This window comes from Microbacterium sp. bgisy207, from assembly GCF_057706855.1.
This window is the reverse complement of sequence record NZ_JBYIPB010000003.1, coordinates 21,144-39,721: the sequence shown is the minus strand read 5'-3', so window position 1 is coordinate 39,721 and position 18,578 is coordinate 21,144. Positions and strand designations below refer to the sequence as shown.

Below are 18,578 nucleotides of genomic sequence, written 5' to 3'. Positions count from 1 at the left end.
AGCATCAATGTGAGGACGGTAGGAATGGCATCGAGCCCCCGTCGCATCGCCACTGGCGAAACCGGCTTCCCCGCCAAGCAGGGGATGTACAACCCTGACTTCGAACGGGACGCATGCGGTCTCGCCATGGTGGCTACCCTTCGCGGGGAGCCCGGCCACGACATCATCGATCTCGCCCTGACGGCGCTTCGCAACCTGGAGCACCGTGGTGCGATCGGTTCGGACGCCGGTACCGGCGACGGAGCTGGCATCCTCACCCAGATGCCGGATGCTTTCCTGCGTGCCGTCGTGGACTTCGACCTCCCGCCGATGGGAGAGTACGCGGCGGGCATGGTCTTCCTCCCGCTCGACAACGAGGCACGGCTCGAGCAAAAGGCCGGGATCGAACGGATCGCCGCCAGCGAGAACCTCGAGGTCCTCGGCTGGCGTGAGGTGCCCACGGATGACGCGCACCTGGGCAAGCTCGCCTTCGAGGCGCGTCCCGCCTTCGAGCAGCTCTTCGTCGCTCGCCCCGCCGTCGGGGATGCCCCCGCGCTGTCGGGGATCGCTCTGGACCGCCGGACCTACCGGCTCCGCAAGCGCAGCCGCACGGAACTGGGCGCCTACTTCGTGTCGCTGTCGGCACGCACGCTCGGCTACAAGGGAATGGTCACGACCCTGCAGCTGGAGCCCTTCTACCCCGACCTGCAGGATGAGCGGTTCGCCTCCGAGCTGGCTGTCGTCCACTCGCGCTACTCGACCAACACCTTCCCGTCGTGGCGGCTCGCCCAACCGCTGCGCATGCTCGCGCACAACGGTGAGATCAACACCGTCAACGGCAACCGCAACTGGATGCGCGCCCGCCAGTCACAGCTGGAATCGGAGCTCATCGGCGACATCCGCCCGCTCCTGCCCATCTGCACGGACGGCGCCAGCGACTCGGCATCCTTCGACGAGGTTCTCGAGCTGCTCACACTCACCGGCCGCAGCCTGCCCCACGCGGTCATGATGATGGTGCCCGAGGCCTACGAGAAGCAAGCGGGGATGGACCCCGCTCTGCGCGCGTTCTACGACTATCACGCCATCCAGATGGAGCCGTGGGACGGCCCCGCCGCGCTGATCTTCACCGACGGCACTCTCGTCGGAGCGACGCTGGACCGCAACGGGCTGCGCCCGGGGCGCTGGACGGAGACGACCGACGGCCTGGTGGTCATCGGCAGCGAAACCGGCGTGCTCGACTTCGCCCCCGAACGGATCAAGCGGCGCGGACGCCTGCGTCCCGGTCGGATGTTCCTCGTCGACACGGCTCAGCGCCGAATCATCGAGGACGACGAGATCAAGCGTGACCTGGCCACCATGCAGCCGTGGCAGGAGTGGCTGGACGCGGGCCGGGTTCGGCTGGCCGAGCTTCCCGAACGCGAGCACATCGTGCACCCGATCGCCTCCATCACCCGTCGCCAGCGCACGTTCGGCTACACGGAGGAAGAGGTCCGCATCCTGTTGACCCCCATGGGGCAAAAGGGTGCCGAGCCGCTCGGCGCGATGGGGAGCGACACACCCGTTGCTGTCCTCAGCGACAGGCCGCGCCTTCTGTTCGACTACTTCACGCAGCAGTTCGCGCAGGTGACCAACCCGCCGCTGGATTCGATCCGTGAAGAGGTGGTGACGTCGCTGTCTCTGGGAATCGGGCCGGAGCGCAATCTGCTGGCGTGGGGGCCGGAGCACACGCGCACCGTGACCCTGGACTTCCCGGTCATCGACAACGACGAACTCGCGAAGATCCAGCACATCGACACGGCCGTGCCCGGGCGCTCCTCGGTCACCATCCGCGGGCTGTACCGCGTCGAGGCGGGGCACAAGGGGATGCAGAAGCGCATCGCCCAGATGTGCAGCGAGGTGGACCAGGCGATCGAGGACGGCGCGGAGTACATCGTGCTCAGCGACCGCGACTCCAACAAGGACCTCGCGCCGATTCCCTCGCTTCTGATGGTCGCCGCCATCCACCACCACCTCATCCGGCGTGAGACCCGCATGAAGGTGGGACTGGTGGTCGAGGCCGGCGACGTGCGCGAGGTGCATCACGTTGCGACCCTGCTCGGCTACGGCGCGTCAGCGGTGAACCCGTACCTGGCGATGGAGACCGTCGAGTACCTCGTGCGTGCGGGCTACATCACGGGGCTTACGCCGGAAAAGGCCGTCAAGAACCTCATCTACGCGCTCGGCAAGGGCGTGCTGAAGATCATGTCCAAGATGGGAATCTCGACGGTGTCGTCCTACGCGGGCGCTCAGGTGTTCGAGGCTGTCGGTCTGTCGCAGGACTTCGTGGACGCGTACTTCACGGGCACGGAGACCAAGCTCGGCGGTGTCGGACTCGACGTCATCGCGGCTGAGACGCGTGCCCGTCATGCCTACGCCTACCCCGAGGATGAGGCAGAACGCGCCCACGAGCGGTTGTGGACCGGTGGAGAGTACCAGTGGCGTCGCGACGGCTCGCCGCACCTGTTCAACCCCGAGACCGTCTTCCGTCTTCAGCACTCCACTCGGACACGCCGATACGACATCTTCCGCGAGTACACCAAGCTCGTCGACGACCAGGCCAGCGAGCTCAAGACGCTTCGGGGTCTGTTCCGCCTGCGCACGGGCGTGCGAAAGCCTGTGCCGATCGATGAGGTCGAGCCGGTATCGGCGATCGTGAAGCGATTCTCGACGGGCGCCATGAGCTACGGCTCCATCTCGAAGGAAGCGCACGAGACGCTCGCGATCGCGATGAACCGGATCGGTGGCAAGTCCAACACCGGCGAGGGCGGCGAGGATGTCGACCGGTTGCTCGATCCAGAGCGTCGCAGCGCCATCAAGCAGGTGGCTTCGGGACGGTTCGGCGTGACGAGCCTCTACCTCACCGAGGCCGATGACATCCAGATCAAGCTCGCACAGGGCGCGAAGCCGGGCGAGGGCGGGCAGCTGCCCCCCACGAAGGTGTACCCCTGGGTGGCGCGGACACGTCATGCGACGGCAGGTGTCGGTCTCATCTCGCCTCCGCCCCACCACGACATCTACTCGATCGAAGACCTCAAGCAGCTCATCTTCGACCTCAAGCGCGCCAATCCGCAGGCTCGTATCCACGTGAAGCTGGTGAGCCAGTCGGGCATCGGAGCCGTCGCCGCGGGCACCGCCAAGGCTCTCGCCGACGTCATCCTCGTCTCGGGGCACGACGGCGGCACCGGTGCGAGCCCGTTGAACTCGCTCAAGCACGCCGGGACCCCGTGGGAGCTGGGTCTGGCCGAGACGCAGCAGACCCTGATGCTCAACGGCATGCGGGACCGTGTCGTCGTGCAGGTCGATGGGCAGATCAAGACGGGTCGCGACGTCATCATCGGCGCGCTGTTGGGAGCCGAGGAGTTCGGTTTCGCGACCGCGCCTCTGGTCGTGTCGGGCTGCATCATGATGCGCGTGTGCCATCTGGACACGTGTCCCGTGGGCGTTGCCACTCAGAACCCCGTCCTGCGGTCTCGGTTCACGGGCAAGCCGGAGTTCGTCGAGACCTTCATGGAGTTCATCGCGCAGGAGGTGCGGGAGTATCTTGCAGAGCTTGGCTTCCGCTCGCTCGACGAGGCGATCGGCCATCACGAGCTGCTCGACACGAACCGGGCGATCGCGCATTGGAAGGCGAGCGGCATGGACCTGTCTCCGGTTCTGGAGGGCCCCGCGTTCGCCGACGATGAGCCGCGACGGAATCTGCGTCCCCAGGACCACGAACTCGACGAGCACTTCGACGTGCCGATCATCGAGAAGGCGCAGGATGTCATCGCGCACGGCGGTCAGATCACGATCGACCTTCCCGTGCGCAACACGGCGCGCGCCGTCGGCACGCTGCTCGGCCATCACGTCACCAAGGCGCAGGGCCAGAACGGGCTTCCGGCCGGCTCGATCACGATCAACTTGACGGGCTCGGCGGGCCAGTCCCTGGGCGCGTTCATGCCGGCGGGGATCACGATCCGCCTCACCGGCGACTCGAACGACTACGTCGGGAAGGGCCTGTCGGGCGGCCAGATCGTCATCCGCCCCCCGGAGGGTGCCAGCTTCGACGCGTCCCAGAACGTCATCGCCGGCAATGTGATCGGCTACGGCGCCACGCAGGGCACACTCTTCCTGCGCGGCGTTGTCGGTGAGCGCTTCTTGGTCCGCAACTCCGGTGCGACCGCCGTGGTCGAGGGCGTCGGTGACCACGCGCTCGAGTACATGACCGGTGGACTCGCCGTCATCCTGGGCCCCACGGGCCGTAACCTCGGCGCCGGTATGTCGGGGGGGACGGCGTACGTCTATCGCCTGGACACCGACCTCGTGAACCGTGAGGCACTGGCAAGCGGCGAGCTGGAGCTGGGCCCGCTCGGCTCGGCGGATGCGGAAATGCTGCGCGACCTGCTGGTACAGCATGTGGAGCAGACCGGTTCGGCACTCGCGGCCGGCTTCCTCGAGCGGTTCGACGAAGAGGTGTCCCACTTCGTTCGCGTCGTGCCCCGCGATTACGCCGCAGTGCTGCGAACCCGACAGGAGGCCGTCGACGAAGGCCTCGACCCCGACGGCGATGTCGTCTGGACCCGCATCCTGGAGGTGACCGGTGGCTGATCCCAAGGGCTTTCTGAAGGTAACCGAGCGGGAGCTGCCCGCACGCCGCCCCGTTGCGGTGCGCATCATGGACTGGAAAGAGGTCTATGAGCCCGGCGACAGCGCTGTGCTCCGCCGGCAGGCGGGACGCTGCATGGACTGCGGCATTCCCTTCTGCCACCAAGGGTGCCCCCTCGGCAACCTCATCCCGGAGTGGAACGACCTGATGTGGCGAGGGGAGGGGCGTGCAGCGATCGAGCGCTTGCACGCGACGAACAACTTCCCCGAATTCACCGGGCGTTTGTGCCCCGCGCCCTGCGAGAGCGCGTGTGTGCTGGGAATCAATCAGCCCGCGGTGACCATCAAGCAGGTCGAGGTCTCGATCATCGATCAAGCATTCGCAAACGGCTGGGTCGAGCCCAAGCCGCCCGGGCGACTGACCGGCAAGACCGTCGCCGTGGTCGGCTCGGGTCCCGCGGGTCTTGCGGCCGCACAGCAGCTCACGCGAGCAGGACACACGGTCGCCGTGTACGAACGCGACGACCGCATCGGCGGCCTGCTGCGCTACGGCATCCCGGACTTCAAGATGGAGAAGCGGCACCTGGAGTCGCGGCTTCGCCAGATGCAGGACGAGGGCACTCGTTTTCGCGCCGGAGTGAACATCGGTACGGACATCACGTGGGATGCGCTTCGTGCTCGATACGACGCCGTCGTGGTGGCCACCGGGGCGACGGTTCCCCGCGACCTCCCCATCCCGGGGCGTGATCTGGCGGGCGTCCACTTCGCGATGGAGTATCTCGTCGAGTCCAACCATGCCGTCGCCGGGGATGCCGTCCCGAACCAGATCACGGCCGAGGGCAAGCACGTCATCGTCATCGGTGGGGGCGACACCGGCGCGGACTGCATCGGAACGGCGCACCGGCAGGGCGCGCTCAGCGTCACGAACCTCGCGATCGGGCGACGTCCTCCCGAGGCACGCCCCGACGCGCAGCCGTGGCCGATGGCTCCGACCCTCTTCGAAGTGCAGTCCGCACACGAGGAGGGCGGGGAGCGCATGTACCTGGCTTCTACCGTCGAGTTCCTCGGCAACGAGGCAGGCGAAGTGCAGTCGCTGCGCGTCGCGGAGACCGAGTTCGTGGACGGGCGACGTGTCCCCAAGAGCGGCACCGAACGCGAGATCCCGGCGGATCTCGTCCTGATCGCCATGGGATTCACCGGACCCGAGCGGCTCCTTCTCGAAGAGCAGTTGGGCACCAGATTCACTGAACGCGGCAACGTTGCCCGTGAGGACGATTACCAGACGACGCATCCGGGGGTGTTCGTGGCCGGTGACGCAGGCCGCGGTCAGTCCCTGATCGTCTGGGCGATCGCCGAAGGACGCGCGGCAGCCGCAGCCGTTGATCGATATCTCATGGGCGACACGGAGCTTCCCTCTCCTGTTCACCCGACGGATGTCGCCATCGGTGTGGCGCACGCGTAGGCTGGGCCCGCCCCTGCCTGTACCCGCAGGCCTCTGCCTGCATCACGCAAACAACGGAGCACACTCGGATGAGACGCGCGAAGATCGTCGCAACCTTGGGCCCGGCAACCTCGACGTACGAGATGGTTCGCGCCATCATCGACGCCGGCGTTGACGTCGCCCGCTTCAACCTCTCCCACGGCGACTACTCGGTTCACGAGAACAACTTCGCCAACGTCCGCAAGGCTGCCGATGACGCCCAGCGCGCCGTCGCGGTCCTCGTGGACTTGCAGGGCCCCAAGATCCGTCTCGGCAGGTTCGAGGACGGGCCGCACGAGCTTGCAGCCGGTGACATCTTCAAGATCACGATCGAGGATGTCCCGGGAACCAAAGAGATCGTTTCCACGACGTTCAAGGGCTTGCCCGCGGACGTGAAGCCGGGAGATTTCCTCCTGATCGATGACGGCAAGGTGCGCGTCAAGGTCGTCGAAACCGACGGGACCGTCGTGACCACCGAAGTCATCGTCGGCGGTATGGTCTCGAACAACAAGGGGATCAATCTCCCCGGCGTCGCGGTCAACGTCCCCGCGCTCTCTGAGAAGGACGAGGCGGATCTGCGGTGGGGCCTTCGTACCGGCGCTGACCTCATCGCGCTCTCGTTCGTGCGTGACGCCAAGGACGTGCAGCGTGTTCACGTGATCATGGCCGAAGAGGGTCGACGCATCCCCGTCATCGCGAAGATCGAGAAGCCGCAAGCGGTCGAGAACCTCGAAGAGATCATCGACGCGTTCGACGGCATCATGGTCGCTCGTGGCGACCTGGGCGTCGAGCTTCCGCTCGAGGCCGTCCCCATCGTCCAGAAGCGTGCCGTCGAGCTCTGCCGCGCCATGGCCAAGCCGGTCATCGTTGCCACCCAGATGCTCGAGTCCATGATCACCAATCCCGTGCCCACGCGCGCGGAGACCAGCGACGTGGCCAACGCCGTCCTGGACGGGGCGGATGCCGTGATGCTCTCCGGTGAGACCAGCGTGGGGGAGTACCCCGTCGTCGTCGTGCAGACCATGGCCCGCATCATCGAGTCCACCGAGGAACACGGCCTCGAGCGAATCGCGCCGATCCACACCAAACCCCGCACGCAGGGCGGCATCATCACGCTCGCCGCCAACGAGGTCGCGGACTTCGTCGAGGCGAAGTTCCTCTGCGTGTTCACGGAATCGGGCAACTCCGCACGGCGGCTCTCCCGTCTGCGGCCGAAGATCCCCATGCTCGCGTTCGCGCCGGATCCGGCGATCCGTCGCCGGATGGCGGTCACGTGGGGGATCCAGTCGACTCTCGTCGAGCACGTTCCTCACACCGACCGGATGTTCATCCAAGTGGATGACTACCTCCTTGCCAACGACCTGGCCAAGGTCGGCGACAAGGTCGTCGTCATCTCCGGCTCGCCTCCCGGAATCGAGGGGACGACGAACGACATCCGCATCCACAAGGTGGGCGACGCGGTGCACGGGAAGGCCCCTGCCTACCAGGTCGGCAACTGACCTTCGTCTCTGACGCCGATGAGCGGTCGCGTTCAGCACTAGGCTGAGCGCGACCGCTTCACCGTTCGGAGGTAGCCGTGCTCGGCATCTGGGAGATCTTCTGGTTCGCGCTCGTGATGTTCTACATCGCCGCGTACATCTACGTCGTGGCGCTGATCATCATCGATCTGTTCCGCGATCACACCCTCGCCGGCGGATGGAAAGCGCTGTGGATCGTCTTCCTGATCCTCGTGCCGTTCCTGACGGCCCTCGTGTACGTCATCGCCCGAGGCCGCGGAATGGCTGCGCGCGCGAGCATCCGTCGTGGGGTCGTTCCGGAAAACGACGGCTACCGCCCGGCAGCTGCCGCCGACCCAGCGGCGGAGATCGAGCGTGCGCGGGCGCTCCTCGATGCCGGCACGATCTCACAGGGCGAGTTCGATGCGCTCAAGAGCAAGGCACTCGGCAACCAATACTTCGGCGCATAGCTCTTCCCAAGCCTCGCCATCGTGACGTGAGGAAGGCCGCAACCCTGGCGGGTCGCGGCCTTCCTCACGTGCCGGTGGTGGGAGTCGAACCCACACGCCCTTTCGGGCAACCGATTTTGAGTCGGTCGCGTCTGCCATTCCGCCACACCGGCCGGGTACGTCCGCATTGACGATACCGTAGGATTCAAAGGTGACAGAGCAAGATCAGGCCGCTACGTCCGCCGCCCAGACCCCCCGTCGTGTCGTCGTCGCCGAGGATGAGTCCCTCATCCGGCTGGACATCGTCGAGATTCTGCGCGACAACGGATTCGACGTCGTCGGTGAGGCAGGTGACGGCGAGAGCGCTGTGCAACTCGCGACCGAGCTGCGGCCGGACCTGGTCATCATGGACGTCAAGATGCCGCAGCTGGACGGTATCTCGGCTGCCGAGAAGCTCAACAAGAACCACATCGCTCCGGTCGTCCTGCTCACGGCCTTCAGCCAGAAGGAGCTCGTGGAACGCGCGAGCGAGGCCGGTGCCCTCGCATACGTCGTCAAGCCGTTCACCCCGAACGACCTGCTTCCCGCCATCGAGATCGCCCTGGCACGTCACGAGCAGATCCTCACGCTCGAAGCTGAGGTCGCTGACATGGTCGAGCGGTTCGAGACCCGCAAGCTCGTCGACCGGGCGAAGGGGTTGCTCAACGAGAAGATGGGCCTGTCCGAACCCGAAGCGTTCCGCTGGATCCAGAAGGCGTCGATGGATCGCCGGCTCACGATGCAGGATGTCGCGAAGGCGATCATCGAGCAGCTGGCGCCGAAGAAGTCCTAGCCTTCGCGAGATCGACTCACACCTCGGGACGCGTCAACTCCTCGGGCAGCGGCACGTCCTTGATGAGGTTCGTGATCCGGATGGTGGAGCAGCGGCGGCCCTGATCATCGGTCACGACGATCTCGTGGACCGTCATGCTCCGGCCCAGGTGCAGTGGCGTGCAGACGCCGGTGACAAGGCCGGACTGGGCAGAACGGGTGTGTGTGGCGTTGATGTCGACGCCGACGGCCAATCGGCCCGGACCCGCCCAGAGGTTCGCAGACATCGAGCCGAGGGACTCGCCAAGCACCACGTACGCGCCGCCGTGCATGAGGCCGACCGGTTGGGTGTTCCCCTCGACCGGCATCGTTGCCACTGAGCGGTCGACGGTGAACTCGAGGAACTCCATCCCCATCTTCTTGGCGAGAGTTCCCATGCCCCGCCGCGCAGCCCATTCCATGCCGTTGACGTCTGCCGGGTGTTGCGTGCTCATGACCACCTTCGTGGGGAAATGCTGTCGGATGCCGTGAGTAGGCTGACAGGGTGACGGACTCCTCGAAGCCTACCCTCCTGGTTGTCGACGGCCACTCGCTCGCCTTCCGGGCGTTTTTCGCCCTCCCCGTCGAGAACTTCACGACGAAAGACGGCCAGCACACGAACGGGATCTACGGCTTCCTCTCGATGTTCGTGAACCTGCTCAAGGCCGAGAAGCCGACGCACGTCGCGGTGGCGTTCGACACGTCGCGCCAGTCGTTTCGCACCCGGGAGTACTCCGAGTACAAGGCCAATCGCGCCGAGACGCCCCAGGAGTTCCAGGGCCAGATCCCCCTCCTGCAGGATTGCCTCCGCGCGATGAACATCACTGTGCTCCAGCAGGAGGACATCGAAGCGGACGACATCCTCGCCACGCTGGCCACTCGCGGGGCAGACGCCGGCTATGACGTTCTCGTCTGCTCGGGCGACCGAGACACGATCCAGCTCGTCGACGACCGCATCACCCTCCTGTATCCGAGCGTCCAGGGCGTGTCACAGCTGAAGCGCTACGACCCGGAGACGGTCCGAGAGCGATACGGGGTCCCGCCGGAGCAGTACCCGGACATCGCCGCTCTCGTCGGCGAAACCAGTGACAATCTCCCCGGCGTACCCAAGGTGGGGGAGAAGACCGCTGTCAAGTGGCTCACGCAGTTCGGGTCCCTCGATGCGCTTCTCGAAAACGCCGACCGCGTGACGGGGGTGGTCGGGAACAACCTCCGCGAACACCTTGAGGACGTCAAGCGCAATCGCGCGCTCAACCGACTGCTGCGCGACGTCGAGCTGCCCGTCGGCCCCGAGGATCTGGCCGTGACCGCGATGGACGCGCAGAGCGTGCGCGACATCTTCGCGCGCCTGGAGTTCCGTACCCTCCTCCCGCGGGTCTTCGAGGCGTTCGGCGGCGAGGAGCCTGCGGCGCCCGCATCCACCGTCGTGGTGCCCGCCGCGGCCGAGCTGGAGCCGGAAGCTCTGGCTGCCTGGCTCGCGGGGGAGCCGGGCGAGGTCGCGATCACCGTGGTCCCGGATGCGGGACTGTCGGGGCAGGCGGCGCTGCCCGGCCGCCTGGGGTTCGCCCGAGAGGGCGAGGTCGCCGAAACCACCTGGAGCAAGGCATGCGCCGACAGGCTGGCACCGTGGCTCGCATCGGATAGTCCCAAGGTGTTCGCCGACGCGAAGCCGCAGATCAAGATGCTGCGCCGCGCAGGCCTGTCGGTGGGCGGCGTCGTGTTCGACACCGCCCTGGCGGGCTGGCTGCTGCGACCGAGCTTCCCTGACAAGACCCTCGCCGATCTCGTCGACCGCTACCTGGGCGAGAAACTGCCGGAAGCAGACCCGACACAGCTCCTGCCGGAGACCGAGGGTGCCACACCGGGTCAGCTCTCATGGTTCACGCTCCGCGTCGCCGCTGCGCTGCGTACCGAACTCCCCGACGTGGTCATGAACGTGCTGCGCGACATCGAGTTGCCGACGCTCGACGCTCTCGTGGATATGGAGCTGGACGGGGTCGCCGTCTCCCACGAACGCTTGGCGGGATTCTCGGTCGAGTTGGGCGCGCGCGCCGACGCAATCGCGGCCGAGGCCTTCCAGACGATCGGACGCGAGGTCAATCTCGGTTCTCCGAAGCAGTTGCAAGAGGTGCTTTTCGAGGAACTCGGACTGCCGAAGACCCGCAAGACGAAGACAGGCTACTCGACGGATGCGGCCGTGCTGGCCGACCTGCAGGAGACGAACCCGCATCCGTTCCTCGGTCTGCTGCTGCAGCACCGAGAAGCGACGAAGCTGCGCCAGATCATCGAGTCTTTGGATGCCGCGATCGGCTCCGACGGACGCATCCACACCACCTACGTGCAGACCGGGAGCCAGACGGGACGGCTCTCGAGTACCGACCCGAACCTGCAGAACATCCCGATCCGCACCGATGACAGTCGACGGATCCGTTCCGCCTTCGTCGTCGGCAACGGCTACGAGACGCTCCTGACCGCCGACTACTCGCAGATCGAGATGCGTATCATGGCGCACCTGTCGGAGGACCCGGGGCTCATCGAAGCATTCAATTCGGGGGAGGATCTTCACCGATTCGTCGGAGCTCGGGTCTTCGCGGTCGACCCCGCGGATGTCACCGCGCAGATGCGCACCAAGGTGAAGGCCATGTCGTACGGGCTCGTCTATGGATTGTCGGCGTTCGGGCTGTCCAAGCAGCTGCGAATCGAGCAGGCTGAGGCCAAGCAGCTGATGACGGAGTACTTCGCGCGGTTCGGTGCCGTGCGCGACTATCTGCGCGCCTCCGTCGAGAAGGCTCGGATCGATGGATACACCGAAACGATCTTCGGCCGGCGCCGGCCCTTCCCCGACCTGACGAGCCCCAATCGCGTCCTTCGAGAGAACGCGGAGCGCGCCGCACTCAACGCGCCGATTCAGGGGAGCGCGGCAGACATCATGAAGATCGCGCTGCTGCGCATTCACCAGGACCTCCGCGACAGCGGACTGCGTTCGCGCGTGCTGCTGCAGATCCACGATGAACTCGTCGTGGAGGTCGCGGCGGGGGAGTGGGAGGCCACCGAGCGGATCGTGCGGGAACAGATGGCGGGTGCGGCGACGCTCTCCGTCCCGCTGGATGTCGAAGTCGGCCGGGGTGGCGATTGGAATCAGGCCGGGCACTAACGGCTCTCACTGGCTAGGCTCGATCGCATGACTGACGCCCCTCGATCTGCCACGCCCATCGATGCGATCGCAGACGCGTGGGTCGACACGCTCGCCGAGCGCGTCCCCACCCTCGCGACCTACATCGGTCGCTCCGAGCACAACGCACGCTATGGCGACTATTCGCCCGCAGGAGCGGACGCACTCGCCGACGAAGCCCGCCGAACCCTCGCCGAACTTCGCAGCGCTGATCCCGTCGACGACATCGATCGCGTGACGAAAGCAGATCTCACGCGTGAGCTCGAGCTCGATCTGGAGCTTCATGACGCGCGGTGGCACCTTCGCGACCTCAATGTGATCGCTTCACCGCCGCAAGACATCCGGTCCGTCTTCGATCTGATGCCCACCGACACGGCCGATGACTGGTCAGTCATCGCGGCACGGTTGGGAGCGGTCCCAGAGGCTGTGCGGGGGTACATCGAGACACTGCGTGCGGGAGTTGCAGAGGGCATCGTGCCGGCGCAACGCCAGGTGCGCGAGGTCGTCACCCAGATCGGCCGCTACACGAGTGATCGCGGCTTCTTCGCTGAGTTCACTGCAGAAGCGGCGCCGACAGAAGGGCAGCTCCCGGCATCCCTCGCACGGGACCTGTCCGATGCGGCCGGCGCCGCGCGCGTCGCATACGAGGAACTGGCCGACGTCCTGGCGACCGAGGTCGCCCCCGCGGCGTCAGAGCAGGATGGCGTGGGTCGTGAGCTCTACGCGCTGCACTCGCGGCGTTTCCTCGGCGCGACGATCGATCTCGACGAGACGTACGAGTGGGGCATCGAGGAGCTCGCACGGATGGTCGCCGAGCAGGAGGAGATCGCCGGTGAGATCCTTGCCGGGGCGAGCGTCGAGGAGGCCGTCGCGTTCCTCGAGAAGGATGCCTCCCGCAAACTGCACGGCACCGAAGCCCTGCAGGCCTGGATGCAGCAGACAAGCGATCGCGCGGTCGCCGAGCTGGGCAAGACCCACTTCGACATCCCCGAGCCGATTCGCACGCTCGAATGCATGATCGCTCCGACGCGCGAGGGCGGGATCTACTACACCGGTCCCACCGATGACTTCTCTCGCCCCGGCCGCATGTGGTGGTCGGTTCCGGAGGGAGTCGAAGAGTTCGACACGTGGCGCGAACTCACCACGGTGTACCACGAGGGTGTGCCGGGTCACCATCTGCAGATCGCCCAGGCGGTCTACAACCGAGCGCAGCTCAACTCGTGGCGGCGCCTGCTCGCCGGGACGTCCGGACACGCCGAGGGGTGGGCGCTGTACGCGGAGAGGTTGATGGAGCAACTCGGCTACCTCGATGACCCGGCTGATCGACTGGGCATGCTCGACGGCCAGCGCATGAGGGCCGCGCGCGTCGTCCTCGACATCGGTGTGCACCTGGGCAAGCCGCGCCTGGATGGCGACGGCGTGTGGGACCACGACTACGCACTGGCGTTCATGCGCAGGAATGTGAACATGCCGGATGAGTTCATCCAGTTCGAGGTCAACCGCTATCTCGGCTGGCCTGGACAGGCACCCTCCTACAAGGTCGGGCAGCGGATCTGGGAGCAGCTTCGCGACACCGTGGCCGAACGGCAGGGCAACGCCTTCGACATCAAGGCCTTCCACAAGCGGGCGCTCGATATCGGCGGAGTCGGCCTCGACACCCTTCGCTCCGCACTTCTGTCCTGAGGGTTCGGAATACGCGCGGGACGCGGATGGTTCTATGCATGTGCATGGAAAGGATGTCGTCATGATCCAGTTCGGCCTCGATACGTTCGGTGATGTCACTCTCGATGAGCGGGGTGCACGGCTCACCGATGCCCAGACGCTGCGCAACCTCGTCGACCAGGCGGTGCTGGCCGATGAGTTGGGGATCTCGTTCATCGGGGTGGGGGAGCACCACCGTCCGGAGTTCGCCGTCTCGAGTCCCGAGATCGTTCTTGCTGCGATCGCCGGCCGCACGCGCGACATCCATCTCGGCACTGCCGTGACGGTGCTCTCGTCCGATGACCCGGTCCGCGTCTACGAGAGGTTCGCCACTCTTGACGCGATCTCCAACGGTCGGGCCGAGGTGGTCCTCGGCCGCGGCTCGTTCATCGAATCCTTCCCGCTGTTCGGCTACGACCTGAAGGACTATGAGGCGCTCTTCGAGGAGAAGCTCGAACTGTTCGCGCTCCTGCGCGAGGAACGTCCCGTGACGTGGTCGGGCCGCACCCGAGCGGCGTTGACGGATGCCGATGTGTACCCCAAGACGGAGGGCGCCGGCCTCACGACCTGGGTGGGCGTCGGCGGCTCGCCGGAGTCTGTCGTGCGGACCGCGCGATACGGCTTCGGCCTGATGCTGGCGATCATCGGGGGACCCGCGGAGCGTTTCGCTCCCTATGTGGAGCTGTATCACCGTTCACTCGCCTCCTTCGGACACGAACGCAAACCGGTGGGCGTTCATTCGCCCGGACACATCGCCGACACCGACGAGCAGGCCTGGGAGGACGCCTACCCGGCGTTCGAGACGATGAACAACACGATCGGAGCCGAGCGCGGTTGGCCGCCGTACAGCCGTATGCGCTTCCAGCACGATGTCGGTGCCGGAGGCTCGGTGTACTCCGGTTCGCCCGAACGGGTCGCCCGGAAGATCGCCGACACTGTCCTGGCTCTGGGCATCGATCGCTTCGACCTCAAGTACTCCAACGGCACACTGGGCCATGACAAGCTCATGCGCTCGATCGAGCTCTACGGCACGAAGGTGATCCCGTTGGCTCGCGAGCTCATCGCCGAGGGTGCGCAGACCCGAGACGACGTCGCGCCCGTAGGCTAGGCGCGTGCACGAGATCCGCTACGTCGCCATCGGCGACTCCTTCTCGGAGGGCGTCGGCGATGAGCTGCCGGACGGCACGGTGCGGGGGTGGGCCGACCTGACGGCACTCGGCTGGGCCCGTTCGCTGGGGACGAGGATCTCATACGCGAATCTCGCCATCCGCGGCAAGCTCGCCCGTCCGATCGTGGAGGAGCAGCTGGAACCGGCGCTGGCCCTGCGGCCGACCCACCTCTCGTTCAACGGCGGCGGCAACGACATGCTGCGCCCTCGCACGACGATCGAGAGCATCGCGAATGCGTTCAGCACGGTCCTACGCCGATGCGATGAGGAGGGCGTCCAGCTGATCCTCCTCTCAGGCGCCAACCCGTCATCCCAACTGCCTCTGCGTTCGCTCATCCAGCGCCGCGGTGACGAGCTGTCCCGTGCTGTGGTGGCGCGCATCGCCGACCGCCCGGACGTCATCCGCGCCCTCAACTGGCCCGATCGCGAGCTGTCGCATCCGTCATTCTGGTCGCCTGATCGCCTGCACATGAACTCTCGCGGGCATCACCGGGTTGCGGCTCGGCTGCTCGGCGCACTCGGCCACGCCGCACCGGGGCAGTGGTGGTCGATGCCCGAGCAGTCGACCGCGGATGCGGTTCGAGGCCTGGCCTACTACCGGGAGCACGTCGGACCATGGGTGCGCCGCCGGCTCACGGGTCGCTCGTCCGGCGATGGGCGGCAGCCGAAGTTCGGCGATTGGGTCACGATCGAGCCGGATGCGGGTGCACCGGGTCTACAGTGAAAGCAGGGGAAGGGGATGCGATGAGATCACTCTGGAATCGCCTCGCCCGGCTGTTCCGGCCGAAAGCCGTCTCCCACGACGAGGCGATAGCGGGCAGGGCGGCGCAAGACGAGGTGGATCGGGCCCGAGCGGCAGCGCAGCACCACTATCAGGTGCGTACGGTCCAGAACAGCGGATGGTTCATGTGACGTCGTCGCTCGCCGCGTGAGCGGCGGGCGCTGATGGACGGCTCACGTGCGAAAGCGTCCTGGAGAATGCGGCGCGGGTTACTGCGCGAGGAGTTCTCCCGGGTGAGTGAGTCGCCACCATTCCGTGGGCGGGTCTAGGGACTCCGCGACGATGAGGTTGGTGCGCGCCTCATGCGGCCCCGCCGTCCACGTGAGTTCCCCGACGACATCACCCCTCGCGAACTCCCGCGCGTCGGCCATGATGACCTCGACGGTGATGGGTGTGTCCGACCAGGTGAACAGGTCGACGTCGTCCGCAATCACGACATCCGTGCTCCCACCCCACGGTGCGGTGACGGTGCCGACCTTCTGGCCCGCATCACCGACGCGAACGTCGTGGAAGCCGCGACGTAGGCTGTCGAGTATCCGGAGCGCATCTGCGTTGACCGACTCGCGGGTCGCGCCGCCCTGGATCGCTCCGGCCACATCCAGGTGGAGGGCACCGACATCCAGGCCCGCCGTGAACAAGAACGCATAAGTGCCGTAGCCGAGGTTTCCCGTCTTGAGCCCCGTGATCCCTTCGACGCCGAGCAAGGCGTTCGTGTTCTGCATCGCGCCGGGTCCGGGCAGGGTGAGCGATGACGTTGCCGCGATCGCGGAGATCGTCGGATCGGCAGCGGCCAGCTTTCCTACGGCGACGAGGTCTGCGGGGGTGCTGACGTTCCGAGCATCGAGACCCGTCGGCTCGACGACAGTCGTGCCGGACAGTCCGTGGGCATCGAGCCACGCACGGGCTGCCGATCGGAAGCCTGCCACCGACCCGAACGCCCACCTCGCGATCGCTTCGGCGTAGTTGCTTGCCGAGGGGATGAGCATCGTCGCGAGGGCGTCGTGGAGCGACATCGTCGTGCCGGTCGGCATCGCGGCGATCGTCGCGCCACGCACGTAGTACTGGTCATACAGATCGTGATCGGCCTTTGAGAAGGTGATCGTGGGGCCGGGGTCCGAGGCGTCGGCCAGCGGGTACTTCTCGAGCACGACAAGCGCGGTGATGATCTTGCTGATGCTCGCCATGGGCTGGGCGTCTTGCGCGCCGCTGGTCAGCCAGATGCCGCTGGCCGACTCGCCGAGATAGACATCCGCGCCGCCCACACTCAGCGCCGATGCCCCGAACGAGGGCATGTCGATCTGCGCCGGCCCGGGGGTCTCCACAGATGGCGCGTGCCACTCGAGCGTCGGGTCGGGCAGGGGAGCGGTCAGCGCCCACGCGACGTAGCCGCCCGACGCTACCAGGGCCAGCACGAGGACGATCGCGGTGACAAGACCAGCGATGCGCAGGCCACGAGAGGGGCGGGTGGGCACGAACGGCGCGTCGGTGTCATCGGTCGCGAGCAGTTCGGCGATCGTCGTCAGTTCGCCGTCCGGGGGAGGCGTCGACGGCATCATGAACCGTCGCCGCGGCGAATACCCGCAGCACGCCCGAACACGCCCATAGCGACACGCCCCCGCATCCGACACGCCCCCGCGTGCCCACCACTCCCGATGCACACGAGGCTAACGGCCCGACCACCGAAACGCGAGCCCGCCGACGGCATGCTTCTGGTCGAGTCAACCACGCCACTCGTCCAGGCGTGTCATTAGTACAGCGTTTCCTGTACCATTTGGACATGCCCACGGCAACGCGCACGCACACCGAGGCGCTGTCCCGCCTCGGTCACGCCCTGTCCGACGTGACGCGCGCCAGCGTGCTCCTCGAGCTGAGGCATGGCGCGGCCTATCCTTCCGAACTCGCGGGCCGGCTGGGCGTGTCGCGCCAGGTCATGTCCAATCAGCTGGCATGCCTACGCGGGTGCGGACTGGTGGAGGCGGTCCCCGAAGGTCGTCGAGTGTCGTATCGACTGACTGATGCGCACCTCGGTCCCGTACTGAGCGATCTGTTGCAGCTCGTGCTCTCGGTCGACCCGCAGTGCTGCACGGGGGAGGGGTGCGCCTGCGCGTGAGTGCCGGTTCTCTGACGCATGGCCGGCGCTCGCTTCTTCAGCGCCGCATTCGATGGATCGTCGCCGCAACGATCAGCTACAACGTCATCGAGGCCGCGGTCTCGATTGCCGCCGGCATCGGCGCATCCTCCGGAGCACTCATCGCCTTCGGGCTGGACTCAGCTGTCGAAGTCCTCTCTGCCGCAGCAGTTGCCTGGCAGTTCACGCGGCGGGATCCGGAGCGATGGGAGGCGGGGACGCTGCGCGTAATCGCGGTCGCGTTCTTCGCACTCGCCGCCTACGTGATCACGACGTCGCTGTTCGCGCTCATCAGCGGGGTCGATCCGCAACACAGCTCCTGGGGTATCGCAATCACTGCACTGAGCGTCGTCGTGATGCCGTTCCTCTCCCTTGCAGAACGGCGAGCGGGCCGCGAGCTCGGGTCAGCCACGGCCGTTGCCGACTCCGCTCAGACGCTCATCTGCGCCTACCTGTCTGCAGCGGTACTGGCTGGGCTGGTGGTCAACAGCCTGCTGGGATGGTGGTGGGCTGACGCGCTCGCCGGACTGGTCATCGCCGGATTTGCGATCCGCGAAGGAGTCGAGGCATGGCGTGGCGACGCGTGCGCGACCGCGGTCGGCATGATTCTCGACGACCACACCGATCACGACGGGTGACCTGCACGAGGCCTCTGCAGGTCACCGGGGGACCGCGTGGTCGCTGGCAGGCGCGGCACCTCCGAACGAACTGACATAATGTGCATTATCGGCTATCGACTATCGACTATCGGG

14 protein-coding genes and 1 tRNA gene are annotated in these 18,578 nt (G+C 66.5%); 12 read left to right on the top strand and 3 right to left on the bottom strand.

All coding sequences use genetic code 11. From position 1 onward, the window contains the following. Window positions 1-24: 24 nt before the first annotated feature. The 4 genes from gltB (at window position 25) to AC3ENO_RS03295 (ending at window position 8,048) form a co-directional block, all read left to right on the top strand. Window positions 25-4,605, top strand: coding sequence for a glutamate synthase large subunit (gene gltB, locus AC3ENO_RS03310; RefSeq protein WP_434969187.1), 4,581 nt, complete (start codon window positions 25-27; stop codon window positions 4,603-4,605). After that, window positions 4,598-6,064, top strand: coding sequence for a glutamate synthase subunit beta (locus AC3ENO_RS03305; protein ID WP_434969186.1), 1,467 nt, complete (start codon window positions 4,598-4,600; stop codon window positions 6,062-6,064). The genes gltB and AC3ENO_RS03305 overlap by 8 nt, the downstream gene beginning before the upstream one ends. 68 nt (window positions 6,065-6,132) lie before the next feature. Continuing rightward, complete coding sequence (gene pyk, locus AC3ENO_RS03300) at window positions 6,133-7,581, top strand: pyruvate kinase (protein WP_434969185.1); 1,449 nt, start codon at window positions 6,133-6,135, stop codon at window positions 7,579-7,581. Window positions 7,582-7,697: 116 nt separating this feature from the next. After that, window positions 7,698-8,048, top strand: coding sequence for an SHOCT domain-containing protein (locus AC3ENO_RS03295; protein WP_434969410.1), 351 nt, complete (start codon window positions 7,698-7,700; stop codon window positions 8,046-8,048). A gap of 69 nt (window positions 8,049-8,117) precedes the next feature. Here AC3ENO_RS03295 and AC3ENO_RS03290 read toward each other — a convergent pair. Continuing rightward, window positions 8,118-8,200 (bottom strand) — tRNA-Leu (locus tag AC3ENO_RS03290). Between the two features lie 38 nt (window positions 8,201-8,238). Between AC3ENO_RS03290 and AC3ENO_RS03285 the strand changes: the two genes are divergently transcribed. Beyond that, entirely contained in the window at window positions 8,239-8,859 is a 621-nt protein-coding gene (locus AC3ENO_RS03285; protein WP_434969184.1) for an ANTAR domain-containing response regulator, read from the top strand. Window positions 8,860-8,875: 16 nt separating this feature from the next. Here the strand turns inward: AC3ENO_RS03285 and AC3ENO_RS03280 are convergent, their stop codons facing one another. Beyond that, on the bottom strand, window positions 8,876-9,331 hold the full coding sequence (locus tag AC3ENO_RS03280) for a hotdog fold thioesterase (protein WP_434969183.1): 456 nt from the start codon (window positions 9,329-9,331) through the stop codon (window positions 8,876-8,878). Window positions 9,332-9,381: 50 nt separating this feature from the next. Here AC3ENO_RS03280 and polA point away from each other — a divergent pair, with 50 nt between their 5' ends. The 5 genes from polA (at window position 9,382) to AC3ENO_RS03255 (ending at window position 15,829) form a co-directional block, all read left to right on the top strand. After that, window positions 9,382-12,030, top strand: coding sequence for a DNA polymerase I (gene polA, locus AC3ENO_RS03275; RefSeq protein ID WP_434969182.1), 2,649 nt, complete (start codon window positions 9,382-9,384; stop codon window positions 12,028-12,030). 27 nt (window positions 12,031-12,057) lie between these two features. Then, on the top strand, window positions 12,058-13,731 hold the full coding sequence (locus tag AC3ENO_RS03270) for a DUF885 domain-containing protein (protein WP_434969181.1): 1,674 nt from the start codon (window positions 12,058-12,060) through the stop codon (window positions 13,729-13,731). A 61-nt stretch (window positions 13,732-13,792) separates the two neighbouring features. Continuing rightward, entirely contained in the window at window positions 13,793-14,857 is a 1,065-nt protein-coding gene (locus AC3ENO_RS03265) for an LLM class flavin-dependent oxidoreductase (RefSeq protein ID WP_434969180.1), read from the top strand. A 4-nt stretch (window positions 14,858-14,861) separates the two neighbouring features. After that, window positions 14,862-15,641: an SGNH/GDSL hydrolase family protein gene (locus tag AC3ENO_RS03260; protein WP_434969179.1), complete on the top strand. Its 780-nt coding sequence runs from the start codon at window positions 14,862-14,864 to the stop codon at window positions 15,639-15,641. A 20-nt stretch (window positions 15,642-15,661) separates the two neighbouring features. Then, window positions 15,662-15,829 (top strand): hypothetical protein, encoded by a 168-nt coding sequence (locus tag AC3ENO_RS03255; RefSeq protein WP_434969178.1) that lies wholly within the window; start codon window positions 15,662-15,664, stop codon window positions 15,827-15,829. Between the two features lie 78 nt (window positions 15,830-15,907). Here AC3ENO_RS03255 and AC3ENO_RS03250 read toward each other — a convergent pair whose 3' ends face one another. Then, window positions 15,908-17,254, bottom strand: a complete 1,347-nt coding sequence (locus AC3ENO_RS03250) for a D-alanyl-D-alanine carboxypeptidase family protein (protein WP_434969177.1) — start codon at window positions 17,252-17,254, stop codon at window positions 15,908-15,910. A gap of 221 nt (window positions 17,255-17,475) precedes the next feature. Here AC3ENO_RS03250 and AC3ENO_RS03245 point away from each other — a divergent pair, with 221 nt between their 5' ends. Continuing rightward, window positions 17,476-17,808: an ArsR/SmtB family transcription factor gene (locus AC3ENO_RS03245; protein ID WP_434969176.1), complete on the top strand. Its 333-nt coding sequence runs from the start codon at window positions 17,476-17,478 to the stop codon at window positions 17,806-17,808. Next, window positions 17,799-18,464, top strand: a complete 666-nt coding sequence (locus tag AC3ENO_RS03240) for a cation diffusion facilitator family transporter (protein ID WP_434969409.1) — start codon at window positions 17,799-17,801, stop codon at window positions 18,462-18,464. Before AC3ENO_RS03245 ends, AC3ENO_RS03240 begins: the two co-directional genes overlap by 10 nt. Window positions 18,465-18,578 lie beyond the last annotated feature (114 nt).

Excerpts from the sequence above, each read along its gene's own strand:
- gltB (WP_434969187.1), top strand. The coding sequence starts at position 25 with ATGGCATCGAGCCCCCGTCGCATCGCCACTGGCGAAACCGGCTTCCCC.
- pyk (WP_434969185.1), top strand. The coding sequence starts at position 6,133 with ATGAGACGCGCGAAGATCGTCGCAACCTTGGGCCCGGCAACCTCGACG.
- AC3ENO_RS03295 (WP_434969410.1), top strand. The coding sequence starts at position 7,698 with ATGTTCTACATCGCCGCGTACATCTACGTCGTGGCGCTGATCATCATC.
- AC3ENO_RS03280 (WP_434969183.1), bottom strand. The coding sequence starts at position 9,331 with ATGAGCACGCAACACCCGGCAGACGTCAACGGCATGGAATGGGCTGCG.
- AC3ENO_RS03270 (WP_434969181.1), top strand. The coding sequence starts at position 12,058 with ATGACTGACGCCCCTCGATCTGCCACGCCCATCGATGCGATCGCAGAC.
- AC3ENO_RS03265 (WP_434969180.1), top strand. The coding sequence starts at position 13,793 with ATGATCCAGTTCGGCCTCGATACGTTCGGTGATGTCACTCTCGATGAG.
- AC3ENO_RS03255 (WP_434969178.1), top strand. The coding sequence starts at position 15,662 with ATGAGATCACTCTGGAATCGCCTCGCCCGGCTGTTCCGGCCGAAAGCC.
- AC3ENO_RS03250 (WP_434969177.1), bottom strand. The coding sequence starts at position 17,254 with ATGATGCCGTCGACGCCTCCCCCGGACGGCGAACTGACGACGATCGCC.
- AC3ENO_RS03245 (WP_434969176.1), top strand. The coding sequence starts at position 17,476 with ATGCCCACGGCAACGCGCACGCACACCGAGGCGCTGTCCCGCCTCGGT.